The organism is Nocardia sp. NPDC020380, from assembly GCF_044386975.1.
Classification (GTDB): Bacteria; Actinomycetota; Actinomycetes; order Mycobacteriales; family Mycobacteriaceae; genus Nocardia.
Genome location: NZ_JBIRVQ010000008.1, coordinates 476935 through 488980, shown reverse-complemented (window position 1 = coordinate 488980; position 12046 = coordinate 476935). Strand labels below are relative to the sequence as shown.

General features: G+C 66.5%; 12 protein-coding genes and 1 pseudogene. 4 read left to right on the top strand and 9 right to left on the bottom strand.

Annotated features, from left to right (window positions below; genetic code table 11):
* Together ACH438_RS24735 and ACH438_RS24730 are read right to left on the bottom strand one after the other, a co-directional pair.
* Positions 1 to 711, bottom strand: a complete 711-nt coding sequence (locus ACH438_RS24735) for a DUF6875 domain-containing protein (protein ID WP_397009062.1) — start codon at positions 709 to 711, stop codon at positions 1 to 3.
* Between the two features lie 191 nt (positions 712 to 902).
* Positions 903 to 2294, bottom strand: a complete 1392-nt coding sequence (locus tag ACH438_RS24730; RefSeq protein WP_397009060.1) for a glycine--tRNA ligase — start codon at positions 2292 to 2294, stop codon at positions 903 to 905.
* Positions 2295 to 2648: 354 nt separating this feature from the next.
* Here ACH438_RS24730 and ACH438_RS24725 point away from each other — a divergent pair, with 354 nt between their 5' ends.
* From ACH438_RS24725 to ACH438_RS24715, 3 genes are all read left to right on the top strand, one after another.
* A complete protein-coding gene (locus tag ACH438_RS24725; protein WP_397009178.1) occupies positions 2649 to 2948 on the top strand; it encodes an ArsR/SmtB family transcription factor in 300 nt (99 codons plus the stop codon).
* Between the two features lie 2 nt (positions 2949 to 2950).
* Positions 2951 to 3373: a Fur family transcriptional regulator gene (locus tag ACH438_RS24720; protein ID WP_397009058.1), complete on the top strand. Its 423-nt coding sequence runs from the start codon at positions 2951 to 2953 to the stop codon at positions 3371 to 3373.
* A gap of 189 nt (positions 3374 to 3562) precedes the next feature.
* Positions 3563 to 4177, top strand: a complete 615-nt coding sequence (locus tag ACH438_RS24715) for a TetR/AcrR family transcriptional regulator (RefSeq protein ID WP_397009056.1) — start codon at positions 3563 to 3565, stop codon at positions 4175 to 4177.
* A 23-nt stretch (positions 4178 to 4200) separates the two neighbouring features.
* Here the strand turns inward: ACH438_RS24715 and ACH438_RS24710 are convergent, their stop codons facing one another.
* From ACH438_RS24710 to recO, 4 genes are all read right to left on the bottom strand, one after another.
* A complete protein-coding gene (locus ACH438_RS24710) occupies positions 4201 to 4608 on the bottom strand; it encodes a hypothetical protein (RefSeq protein ID WP_397009054.1) in 408 nt (135 codons plus the stop codon).
* The gene (locus tag ACH438_RS24705; protein ID WP_397009176.1) at positions 4605 to 5408 is read right to left on the bottom strand and encodes an isoprenyl transferase; all 804 of its coding nucleotides are present in this window, start codon (positions 5406 to 5408) and stop codon (positions 4605 to 4607) included. Before ACH438_RS24705 ends, ACH438_RS24710 begins: the two co-directional genes overlap by 4 nt.
* A gap of 131 nt (positions 5409 to 5539) precedes the next feature.
* Positions 5540 to 6769, bottom strand: coding sequence for an arylsulfotransferase family protein (locus tag ACH438_RS24700; protein ID WP_397009052.1), 1230 nt, complete (start codon positions 6767 to 6769; stop codon positions 5540 to 5542).
* A gap of 124 nt (positions 6770 to 6893) precedes the next feature.
* Complete coding sequence (gene recO, locus ACH438_RS24695) at positions 6894 to 7700, bottom strand: DNA repair protein RecO (RefSeq protein ID WP_397009050.1); 807 nt, start codon at positions 7698 to 7700, stop codon at positions 6894 to 6896.
* A gap of 156 nt (positions 7701 to 7856) precedes the next feature.
* On the opposite strand from recO, the gene ACH438_RS24690 reads away from it, so the two are divergent.
* Positions 7857 to 9272 carry an amidase gene (locus ACH438_RS24690; protein WP_397009048.1) on the top strand — a complete coding sequence of 472 codons (1416 nt, stop codon included), beginning with the start codon at positions 7857 to 7859 and terminating at the stop codon, positions 9270 to 9272.
* 96 nt (positions 9273 to 9368) lie between these two features.
* Here ACH438_RS24690 and era read toward each other — a convergent pair whose 3' ends face one another.
* The 3 genes and pseudogenes from era to ACH438_RS24675 form a co-directional block, all read right to left on the bottom strand.
* Positions 9369 to 10319, bottom strand: coding sequence for a GTPase Era (gene era / locus ACH438_RS24685; RefSeq protein ID WP_397009046.1), 951 nt, complete (start codon positions 10317 to 10319; stop codon positions 9369 to 9371).
* Between the two features lie 128 nt (positions 10320 to 10447).
* Positions 10448 to 10765: pseudogene (locus tag ACH438_RS24680) on the bottom strand (cytidine deaminase); the annotation flags it as partial.
* Positions 10758 to 12029 carry a hemolysin family protein gene (locus tag ACH438_RS24675; RefSeq protein ID WP_397009174.1) on the bottom strand — a complete coding sequence of 424 codons (1272 nt, stop codon included), beginning with the start codon at positions 12027 to 12029 and terminating at the stop codon, positions 10758 to 10760. The pseudogene ACH438_RS24680 and the gene ACH438_RS24675, both read right to left, overlap by 8 nt.
* Positions 12030 to 12046 lie beyond the last annotated feature (17 nt).

The window sequence follows — 12046 nt, the reverse complement described above, 5'->3', positions numbered from 1 at the left end:
CTACCTGGTGGAGGTGGAACATTCGTCTTCGGGCCGCACCTCGTAGGCCGGGACCCAGGCGCCCGGTCGAGAGGTCAAGCGACTCACCATGATCGATCGGACATGAGCGGGCAGCGTCGGTGCGAACTTGCGCACATAAGCGTCCGTCCATTCCGGATTGTCGAGCAGGAACGGGAAATCGGTCGTCATCATGGAGCGCACCACCAGCATGGGTAGTGGTGCGTCCAACGGACGGAATTCCTTGTTCCACAATCCAGGTTGTTCACAGCCTGGATAAAATTGCCCGAACATGCTGCCGCGTTCCACGAACTTGCTCTTGAATTCCGCATGTATCTCATCGATCAGCGTATAATCCTTCAAATTGGGGAACACCGTGATCATCGCGCGCAGCACGGAGGTGGAACTGCCATTCCCCGTAGGCAGTTCGGGATACACCTCCAATGCGTCACGGAAGATCGCACGTACCCAGATCGGCCGTGGTTCCATGGCAGGGACCTGCGCCAACCAGAGCAGGTCCCTGCGGATCGACGGCCTCACATACGGGCACACGGGCCCGTCTCTGCCCAGTTCGTCGCTGGGTTGGGTCAGAAAGGAATCTGCCCAAGATCGAAAAGCCGCCACCGTCGATTTCGCGGCGGGGCAGGATGATCCGGTATCCCCCAATGAGACCCATTGCAGCCCCGAGCGGGGGCCTATAACACGCTCGCTCATGACTCACCTCGGATGCTCGGGCAACGGCAAAGGGCGCCGCCACCCATACTCCTTAAATACTGCCTTGGTCATGGGTCGTTAACACGAGTAGTGGGGTACCCGATTCCCCTGAGATGCCCCAAATTTCGTGGGCATCCGAATAAAGAAAAGACCGGTCAGGCATTGACCGGTCTTTTCTGAGAATTTGATCTTTATGCGCCGATGAGACGCTGCGCCAAGTAGCCCTCTACCTGATCCAGCGCAATACGCTCCTGCGCCATCGAATCCCGCTCACGCACCGTCACCGCATGATCCTCGAGCGTGTCGAAGTCCACCGTGATGCAGAACGGGGTGCCGATCTCGTCCTGCCGGCGGTAGCGGCGGCCGATGGCGCCGGCATCGTCGAACTCGACGTTCCAGTTCCGGCGCAGCTGCGCGGCCAGATCCTTCGCCTTCGGCGACAGGTCCGCGTTCCGCGACAGCGGCAGCACCGCCGCCTTCACCGGCGCCAGGCGCCGATCCAGGCGCAGCACCGTGCGCTTCTCCATGACGCCCTTGGCATTCGGCGCCTCGTCCTCGTTGTACGCGTCCACCAGGAAGGCCATCAGCGAACGGGTCAGACCCGCAGCCGGCTCGATCACGTACGGCACGAAGCGCTCGTTCGTGTTCTGGTCGAAGAAGCTCAGATCCGTACCCGAATGCTCGGAATGAGTCTTCAGGTCGAAGTCCGTGCGGTTGGCGACACCCTCCAGCTCACCCCACTCGGAGCCCTGGAAGCGGAAGCGGTACTCGATATCCACTGTGCGCGTGGAGTAGTGCGAGAGCTTCTCCTTCGGGTGCTCGTACAGCCGCAGGTTCTCCGGATCGATGCCGAGATCCGTGTACCAGGCCATACGAGTGTCGATCCAGTACTGATGCCACTGCTCGTCTTCACCCGGCTTGACGAAGAACTCCATCTCCATCTGCTCGAACTCACGAGTGCGGAAGATGAAGTTGCCCGGCGTGATCTCGTTGCGGAACGACTTACCGATCTGCGCGATGCCGAACGGCGGCTTCTTGCGCGCGGTGGTCTCCACGTTCTTGTAGTTCACGAAGATGCCCTGCGCGGTCTCCGGGCGCAGGTAGTGCATGCCCTCTTCGGACTCGATCGGGCCCAGGTAGGTCTTCAGCATCATGTTGAAGTCCTTGGGCTCGGTCCACTTACCGACCGTGCCGCAGTCCGGGCACACGATCAGATCCATGGACACCGAATCCGGGTCCGCGATCTTGTGCTTCTCCGCGTACGCCTCCTGCAGGTGATCCTGCCGGTGCCGTTTGTGGCAGTTCAGGCACTCCACCAGCGGGTCGTTGAACACCGCGACGTGACCCGAGGCCACCCACACCTGACGGGGCAGGATGATCGACGAATCCAGGCCGACCACGTCGTCCCGGCTGGTGACCATGGACCGCCACCACTGCCGCTTGATGTTCTCCTTGAGCTCGACTCCCAGCGGCCCGTAATCCCACGCCGATTTCGTACCGCCATAGATCTCACCGGCCGGGTACACCAGACCCCGGCGCTTGGCGAGGTTGGCGACGGTGTCCACCTTCGACTTGGGTGCCACTGAACAGTTCTCCATCCGTATCCGGAAGATTGCAAGGATTCATACCAGCCTATCTGCCGGATGCCAGCCGATTTACACCCCATGCCCTGCACAGGGAAATGACTGCGCGCCGCCGCGGGCGCGGCGGCGCGCAGTGGCCGAAGAGGGGGTTCGGCGGCGAAGCTCCCGCGAGGATTCGCGACAGCTTCGGCGAGCCGCATTTGACATGCGCACACATGCATACAAAAATGGAATCGGTTTCCAATAAGGAGTTGGCCCATGACAACGGACAGCGGTGCCCCCCTGCGGCGCTCGCACGTCGCGACCGAAGCACCGGCCGCCATCCCGCACGACCCGTACCCGTACCGGTCGCCCATGCCACCGGCGGTGCCCCCACGCACCATTCTGGACTCCGCGGGCGAACTGCTGCGCGCCCTCGCCGCACCCGTGCGCATCGCCATCGTGCTGCAACTACGCGAATCACCGCGCTGCGTGCACGAACTCGTCGACACCCTCGGGGTGACCCAGCCGCTCATCTCCCAGCACCTGCGGATCCTCAAGTCCGCGGGCGTCGTCCGCGGGGAACGCACCGGGCGCGAGGTCATCTACGAACTCGTCGACGAGCATCTGGCGCATATCGTCATAGACGCCGTGGCACACGCCGAGGAAGGGTGATCGTGGGAACAACCGAGAAGACGGTCGGGGTTCGGAGTACCCGCCAGCGCAGCGCCATCGCCGCGCTGCTGGCGGATATCGACGAATTCCGCTCCGCCCAGGAACTGCACGACGAACTGCGCAAGCGCGGGGAAGGCATCGGCCTCACCACCGTGTACCGCACCCTGCAGTCCCTGGCCGACGCGGGACTGGTCGATGTGCTGCGCACCGACACCGGCGAATCCGTCTACCGGCAATGCTCCACCGGACACCACCACCACCTCGTCTGCCGGCACTGCGGGCGCACCGTCGAGGTCGAGGGACCCACCGTCGAAGCCTGGGCCGACAGCATCGCCGCCGAACACGGCTTCACCGACATCAGCCACACCATGGAGATCTTCGGCACCTGCAGCGCCTGCTCCAACGGGAAGAAACAACTCTCGTAACTCGCGGCTCCACCTCCCTGCGCCGGGGCTCCGCCCCCGAACCCCCAACTACCCCGCGCGCCGCCCGCGCTCGCGGTGGCGCGCGGCCAATTTTGCTGCACTGGGAGCCCTCGGGCGGACGAGGAGGACAACGGGGACATCTCGCTTGTCAGCTTGTCTAGAACGGATGTTCGTTTTTAGGTTGAGGGCATGCCCAGAGTCAGCGAGGAACATCTGGAAAGACGGCGGCAGCAGGTTCTCGATGCCGCGCAGCGTTGTTTCGCACGAAAAGGCCTGCACGGCACCACGATGCAGGATGTGTTCGCGGAGTCCGGACTCTCCGCGGGGGCGGTGTACCGGTATTTCAGATCGAAGGACGACATCATCGCGGCCCTCACCACCGAGGCCACCGTCGACCTACGCGACGCCCTCAGCGAGGCCGTCTACAGCGAACCACTACCCGCCCCAGGCGAACTCGTCCGCACCATCTGCGAGACCGTCGTCAAGCTCAGCGGCGCCGACGGCCCCATGCGGCTCGTCCCGCAGGCCTGGGCGCTCGCACTGACCGACCCCAATGTCGCCGACTACGTCCGCACCAATATCGGCGGCTTCCGGCGCCTCTGGCACGAATACGCCCAGCGCATGCGCGAATCCGGCTGGCTCCCGGCCGATGCCGACACCGACGCCGTCGCCAAGGCGCTCATGGGAGTGCTGCCGGGCTTCATCCTGCAGCACCTCATCCTCGGCGACACCGACCCGGACGACCTCGCCCGGGGCATCGAACTACTGTTCCCGGACTACCGGCCCGTGCCGCAGCCGCTCTGAACCGGCCGCGCGCACAAGCGGATTCAGGGCAGCAGCCCCTGACGCGCCCGGCTCGCACCCGACAGGGCGAGCAGGATGATCGTGGCCAGCGCCTCGTCCTCCAGGCCCGCCGCCGGGAAGGTGTAGCGCATGATCACATCCGCCTCCTTCTCCCGGCCGACCACCGTGATGGTGCCGAACTGCAGGGCGGCATTGCGCTCGGCAACCCGCTTGTGCAACTGCGGTTTCAGCGGGCGATCCCACGCCAGGATGCACATCATCGCGAGCACATCCAGGCCGGGCGCCAGATTCACGCCGCGCAGCGAGCACAGCGCGCCCTCGTATTCGAAACCGAGGCCGCCGTCCTCCTCACGGATGGCGACGCCGTAGCGGGTCAGCAGATTGCGGGCCCGGGCCTGGAGTTCCTCGGCGGGAGTGGGGGCGTCGGTCACTTCACACCTCCGAAGCGGCGATCCCGCTTGGCGTATTCGAGGCAGGCATCCCACAGATTGCGGCGATCGAAATCCGGGAACAGCGTGTCCTGGAAGACGTACTCCGCGTACGCCGCCTGCCACAGCAGGAAGTTCGAGGTGCGCAACTCGCCCGACGGGCGCAGGAACAGGTCCACGTCCGGCATGTCCGGCTCGTCCAGGAACCGGGCGACGGTCTCCTCGGTCACCTTCTCCGGGTCGATCTCCCCGGCAGCCACCCGGCGCGCGATTTCCCGTGCGGCATCGGCGATCTCGGCGCGACCGCCGTAGTTCACGCACATGGTCAAGGTCATCACCGTATTGTCGCGGGTCAGCTCCTCCGCGACCTCCAATTCCTTGATCACGCTGCGCCACAGGCGCGGTCGCCGACCCGCCCACCGCACCCGCACACCCATTTCGTTCATCTCGTCGCGTCGGCGGCGGATCACATCACGGTTGAAGCCCATGAGGAACCGCACCTCGTCCGGGCTGCGCCGCCAGTTCTCGGTGGAGAACGCGTACGCCGACAGCCACTTCACACCCATCTCGATGCAGCCCTCGACGGTGTCCATGAGCACCGCCTCGCCGCGCTCGTGGCCCGCGGTGCGCGGCAGCCCGCGGTCCTGCGCCCAGCGGCCGTTCCCGTCCATCACCAGCGCCACATGCCTGGGCACGAACTCCGCCGGAATGGCGGGCGGGGTCGCGCCCGACGGATGCGGCGACGGGGGACGCACGCTGCGCAGGTCAGTGGAAGGCTTACGAGTACCGATCACGCCCCCCATCCTGCCCGACGCGCCCCAGCCCCCGCCGCCGCCCACTGGACTCTCCACGAAACCCCCACATCCTGGCCGCCGAGTGGCACCTGAGCAGTGAAACTTGTCCGGATTCACCGCGCTCAGGTGCCACTCGTGGATCAGGAGACCGGCCAGGTGTCGATGTAGGCGCGGTAGGAGCCGAACGGGAGGGCGGCGTCGTAGACCAGGTTGCCCTGGGCATCGAACTCGGATAGGCGGGGGACCATGCCCCAGCTCACGAAGGTGTCGCCGTTGAGGAGGGTCTGGGCATTGCCCATGGCCATGCTGACCAGGCCGTCCGGGTGCTGCTGATTGCGGACCAGGGTCGCGCGCTTGGCGACCGGGTCGACGTGGATCCATTCGACACTGGACGGGCCGCGCGATTCCAGACCGTCCGAGTTGTTGTTGAACAGGCGCAGGGTGGAGTCGTCGGTGAACTCGGCGTCGTGCTGGAAGGCGAACTCGATGCCCGGGTCCGCGGCGATGGTCGGGCTCTTGCCGCCGAGCTGCCAGTTGATATCGCCGGTGTGCGGGTCCACGTCGTAGACGGTGGCCGTATTACGCAGGGAGATAACCAGATTGCCCGACGCGTCCTGGCTGATCGAGTTCATGTGATATGGGTCGTAGACGTCGCCGTTCAACTTGCCGTTCGTCTCCGAATCGGTCAGCGGCACATGGTCGGCCGCGCTCCAGCGGAACAGCTCCTTACCCGACGCCACATCCATCACGATGGCGACGGTGTCGAACATCTTGCCGTCCTTGGGCCCGCCGATGGCGGTCAGATCGGCATTCACCTCCGGATACGAGGTGAGCAGCGCATGCCCGTCCGGCGTCAGCCGGAACTCGTGCACATCCGCGCCCGCGCCGCCCGGATCCACCGTGGCCAGCACATTGAAGTTCTCATCGGCGATGATCCCCACGCCCGACCCGTGCCCCGCTACCGTGCTCCCCTGCCACCAGGTCAGCACCTTCCGCCCTTGATAGACCTGGGTCCGGAAGTTCGAAACATCCTGTCCCGCAGGCGGCGTGTACTGCTCGAGCACCCGCCCCGACCGATCGGCAATGACATTCGCCGGCTGCCCGCCGGGTAGCAGCTTCGCCACCGCACCGACCCCCGGCACCAGCGCCGCCGCACTCACGCCCGACGTGTAGAAGATGTCCCCCGCCGCGATTCCCGGCTGCTGCACCCGCACGGTGTACGAGAGCCCGCCGAACGGCAGGCTCGGCACCACCGGCTGCGCCCCGGCAATACCGGTCGCGGCGGCGGCGAGAACGGAGACGGCGGCGAGCGCCACCGGCAGGCGGCGCACCACGCCACCCGAGGACTTCCGAGCACGAGAGTCGATCACGCCGTGAACTTTAGGCCAGCTAACAGCCATTTCCCTTGTATGGAATCTCACTGATCCCGACGTCTTCTTCCCGCCCACTGACCGGGACTCTCATGGCCGGCCCCGAGAGCTCGCGCAAGGCCCGCTACGCGATGACCGGACGCGGAAAATCGGACCGGTCAAGGGGGATGGCTTCCGCGCGGTCGACCGCCTCGTGGGGGCGGGTGCGCTCGATCAAAGGGAGAGTGCGGAGTTGGCGTTCCAGATGCCATTGGAGATGGGCGGCGATCAGGCCGGTGGCTTGGCGGCGCATGGTTTCCGGGATGGCTTCCACCCCGGCCCAGTCACCGCGGTTGAGAGCGCTCATATGCTCGAGGACACCCAGCATCGGCGTCGCACTGCCGGGCGGACGGCAATGAACGCAGACCGCGCCGCCCGCAGAAACATGGAAGGCGCGGTGCGGACCGGGAGTAGCGCAGCGGGCGCATTCGTCCAGGGCGGGAGCCCAGCCCGCGAAACCCATGGCGCGCAAGAGGAATGCGTCGAGGATGAGTTCGTGGGGCCGGTGGCCGAGAGCAATGGCGCGAAGGGCGCCGGCGGTAAGGCTGTGCAAGCGAGGGGCGGGCGCGCCCTCCTCACCAGCCAGGCGTTCAGCCGTCTCCAGGACAGCACAGGCGGTCGTGTAGCGCCCGTAGTCGGCAACGATGTCAGCAGAGAAAGTCTCCACCGTATGCACCTGGGTAACGGTGTCGAGATTGCGCCCCGGATGTAGCTGAACATCGATGTAAGCGAACGGTTCCAGACGCGCCCCGAATTTGGACCGGGTCCGCCGCACCCCCCTGGCGACCGCACGGACCAGCCCGTGCTGCCGGGTCAGCAGCGTGACGATGCGGTCCGCCTCGCCAAGCTTGTGCTGCCGCAACACGACAGCGTGATCCCGATACAACCGCACCGCAACAGTCTCGCACGCGCGGGCGACCGGAGAGCGCGGAGCCGCCGCGTGTGGCCGCGTCGCAGGCGGAACGGGACCCCGAATCGACGTTGGACGTGTGACCAGAATCGCGCTACGTTACCCATGGGTACGACGGAGACGGGATTCACAGTGACGATGGCGTCGGTAGCAGAGCTCGGATTGGCACGGATGGCGGCGGCGCTGGCCGCGGGTGAGATCAGCTCGGTGGAGGCGACCACCGCGGTGCTCGATCGGATCGAGGCCAGTCAGTCCACGCTCAATGCTTTCCGCATCGTGCGCCGCGCGGAGGCGCTGGCGGAGGCTGCCGAGGCGGATCGGAAGCTCGCTGCCGGGGAACGCGCGCCGCTGCTCGGGGTGCCGTTCGCCATCAAGGACGACACCGACCTCGCCGGGACGCCGACGGCTTTCGGGTGCGGCGGTGATCTTCCGGTGAAAACGCAAGACGCCGAATCGGTTCGGCGGTTGCGTGCGGCCGGTGTCGTGATCGTCGGCAAGACCAATACGTGTGAACTCGGGCAGTATCCGTTCACGGACGGAAAGGCGTTCGGGCACACCAGGAATCCGTGGGCGGCGGAGCGTACGCCCGGCGGCTCTTCGGGTGGATCCGCCGCGGCGGTCGCGGCCGGATTGGTGCCGGCCGCACTGGGTTCCGACGGTGCCGGGTCGGTGCGCATTCCGGCGGCCTGGAACAACCTGGTCGGGATCAAACCGCAGCGGGGGCGCATTTCCACTTGGCCGCTGCCGGAAGCGTTCTACGGGCTCACCGTGAACGGGCCGCTCGCGCGCACCGTCGAGGATGCCGCGCTGCTGCTCGACGCCGCGTCCGGATCGCATGCGGGTGACCTCCATACCCCGCCCGCCACCCGGGTTTCCGATGCCGTGGGCCGCGATCCCGGTCGCCTGCGCATTGCGCTGTCGTTGCGAATTCCGTTCACTGCCACCAAGACCGCGCTGGATCGCGAGGTCGAGGCCAAGGTGCACGGTATCGCCGGCACACTGCGCCGCCTCGGCCACGAGGTGGTCATCGCCGATGTGCCCTACGGCGTCCTCATCGGCGCGACCTTCCTGCCGCGTTCCATGGCCGGCATTCACGAGGTCATGGGCCGCATGCCGGGCGTCGAGGTGGATCCGCGCACCGCGCACAATGCTTCCGTGGGCCGCTTGCTCGGCCCCGCCCTGTTCGCGGCGCGCAAGACGGAACCCTTGCTGCGCAATCGAATCGGCCGCATGTTCAACGACTTCGACGTCATCCTGGCCCCCACCACCGCCACCCCGCCGCCGGATGTGCACGCCCTGGACGGCATCGGCAACTGGGCCACCGACGAAGTCATCACCGCCGCTTGCCCTTACACCTGGCCGTGGAACATCCTCGGCTGGCCCTCGGTCAATGTGCCCGCCGGCTTCACCGCCGCCGGCCTCCCGGTCGGCGCCCAGCTCATGGGCCCGGCCAATGCCGAGCCCCTGCTGGTGTCCGTCGCCGCCCAGCTCGAATCCGAACTGAAGTGGTACGAACACCGCCCGGCACCTTGGTGGGAGCGGCCCGCCGCCTGAAGCTCCGCCGCGGCCCGGTATACCGCGCCCCGACCGGACTTCGTTGTGCCCGCGCGGGAGCTCCAGGTGGTGGAGTCCCATGCCCGGCCGGCGGGGTCAGAAGCCGAGCTTGCCGAGCTGTTTCGGGTCGCGCTGCCAGTCCTTGGCCACCTTCACGTGCAGGTGGAGGTAGATGCGGGTGCCGAGGATGTGTTCGATCTGCTTGCGGGCGTTGGTGCCGACCTCTTTGAGGCGGGCGCCGCCCTTGCCGATGATGATGGCCTTCTGGCTGGGGCGCTCGACATACAGCAAGGCGTGCACGTCGAGGAGGTCTTCGTTCTCCTCGCGCGGGAGGATCTCCTCGATGACCACGGCCAGGGAATGCGGGAGCTCGTCGCGGACGCCCTCCAGGGCGGCCTCGCGGATGAGCTCGGCCATGAGGGTTTCCTCGGGCTCGTCGGTGAGCTCGCCGTCGGGGTAGAAGGCCGGGCCCTCCGGCATTTTCGAGGCGATGACATCGATGAGCGTCTCGACCTGCTCACCCTTGACCGCCGAGACCGGCACCAGATCGGATTCCGGGCCGAGCAGCTGGGAAACCGCCAGCAGCTGGTGGGCAATCTGGTCGCGACTCACCTTGTCGATCTTGGTGACCACGCCGAGCAGGGTGGTCTTCGGCGCCATCTGCCGGATCTGCTCCACGATCCAGCGGTCGCCGGGACCGATCTTCTCGTCCGCCGGAATGCAGATGGCGATGACGTCGACCTCGGAATACGTATCGCGCACAAGGTCGTTCAAGCGCTGACCGAGCAGCGTCCGTGGCCGGTGCAGACCGGGCGTATCGACCAGGATCAACTGCGTGTGCTCCCGGTGCACGATGCCGCGAATCGTATGCCGGGTCGTCTGCGGCCGCGACGAGGTGATGGCGATCTTCTGCCCCACCAGAGCATTGGTCAGCGTGGACTTCCCGGTGTTCGGGCGGCCGACGAAACAGACGAAGCCGGAACGGAATTCGCCCCCGCCCTGCGCAGCGGCCTTACCCGCGCTCTGCTCGGAATCCTTGCCGCTCATTCGAACACCTCCGACTCAGTGTCTAGATCCAGTCCCTCAGGGATATTTCGTTCCCCCACCGCATTACCGGCCACGGCGCGCTCCGCGGCGATCGGGTTCTCCACCCCGTAATCGCCCGCGTCCACCGTCTCGAAAACCTTGCCGGAGCGATCGGTGAACACGATGCGCGCCGCGGCCGAGACCTCGCGCACGGCTCCCACACCCGGATCGGAGAACTTGCCCGCGACCACCACGGCGCATTCGAAACCCTCTGCGCCACTGGAGATCGCGGCCGCGACCGCCGCCTGCAAGGCCGTCAGCCGCAGCGCCGACAACTCGACTTCACCGGCCGCGTAGGTGCGCCCGTCGGTATCGCGTACGGCCGCACCGCCATTGCCGCCCGTCCGGCCCATCGCGCCGCGCGCGAGCACCAGCAGCTTGTTGTCCTCGGCATCCAGTTCAGTCATCGGCCTCTCCGTCCTCGTGTATCGCGCCGCCCGGCTCCAGCTCGGCCGATCCGGTTCTCGTCTTCTCCGGCGCCCTGCGCACCACCACCGCGTGCACCCGCACCCGGCCGCGCGCATCCGCGCCGCCCTCCCCCTTCAGCTGCAGGCCGTGAATGACCGCCTTGGAGCCCGGCAGCGGCACGCGGCCCAGCGCGTGCGCGAGCAGGCCGCCGACCGTGTCGACGTCCTCCTCCTCGATCTCCAGGTCGAACAGCTCGCCCAGATCGTCGATCGGCAGCCGCGCCGAGACCCGGTAGCGGCCGCTGCCGATCGGTTCGATGGGCGCGATCTCGTCCTTGTCGTACTCGTCGGAGATCTCCCCGACGATCTCCTCCAGAATGTCCTCGATGCTGACCAGGCCCGCGATACCGCCGTATTCGTCCACCAGCAGCGCCATATGGTTACGGCGGCGCTGCATCTCGTCGAGCAGCGCGTCGAGGGGTTTCGAATCGGGGACGAAGACGGCGGGGCGCATCACCTGGCGCACCTTCACCTTCTTGCTCCGATCCGCGTACGGGACAAGGTCTTTCAGGTAGACGACCCCGAGAATGTCGTCGACGTTCTCGCCGATCACCGGAATCCGCGAATGCCCCGACCGCACCGCCAGCGACATCGCCTGCGCCGCAGTCTTGTCCGCCTCGATCCACACCATCTCGGTGCGCGGCACCATCACCTCACGCGCCGGAGTGGTATCCAATTCGAAGACCGACTGGATCATGCGGCGCTCGTCCGCGTCCACCACGCCGCGCTCCCCCGCCAGATCCACCACTTCACGCAGTTCGATCTCGGAGGCGAAGGGGCCGTTGCGAAATCCCTTACCGGGCGTGATCGCATTACCCACCAGAATCAGCAACCGGCTGATCGGGCCGAGCAGCGAGCCGATGGCCTGCAACGGCAGCGACGCACCCAGCGACAGCGAATACGCGTGCTGCCGGCCCAAAGTACGCGGCCCCACCCCGATCACCAGATAGTCCACCAGCACCATGACCACCGCGGTGATCACCAGCGCCTGGAACTCGGTGAGCCAGTCCATGAGCACCGCGGCCAGCAGCACCGTCGCGGTGATCTCGCAGAACACCCGCAGCAACACCATGAGATTCACATAGCGCGGCCGATCCGCGATGATGCGCGTCAACCGGACCGCGCCGGTACGCTCCGCGCGCACCAGATCTTCCAGGCGCGCAGGGGAAATCGTGTTCAGCGCCGCATCCAGCGCGGCGAACATCCCGCCCGCGGGGACCA

Coding starts and splice junctions, on each gene's coding strand:
- era (WP_397009046.1), bottom strand. CDS start 10,319: ATGAGCGGCAAGGATTCCGAGCAGAGCGCGGGTAAGGCCGCTGCGCAG.
- ACH438_RS24705 (WP_397009176.1), bottom strand. CDS start 5,408: ATGGGGGGCGTGATCGGTACTCGTAAGCCTTCCACTGACCTGCGCAGC.
- ACH438_RS24675 (WP_397009174.1), bottom strand. CDS start 12,029: ATGTTCGCCGCGCTGGATGCGGCGCTGAACACGATTTCCCCTGCGCGC.
- ACH438_RS24725 (WP_397009178.1), top strand. CDS start 2,649: ATGCCACCGGCGGTGCCCCCACGCACCATTCTGGACTCCGCGGGCGAA.
- ACH438_RS24735 (WP_397009062.1), bottom strand. CDS start 711: ATGAGCGAGCGTGTTATAGGCCCCCGCTCGGGGCTGCAATGGGTCTCA.
- ACH438_RS24690 (WP_397009048.1), top strand. CDS start 7,857: ATGGCGTCGGTAGCAGAGCTCGGATTGGCACGGATGGCGGCGGCGCTG.
- ACH438_RS24715 (WP_397009056.1), top strand. CDS start 3,563: ATGCCCAGAGTCAGCGAGGAACATCTGGAAAGACGGCGGCAGCAGGTT.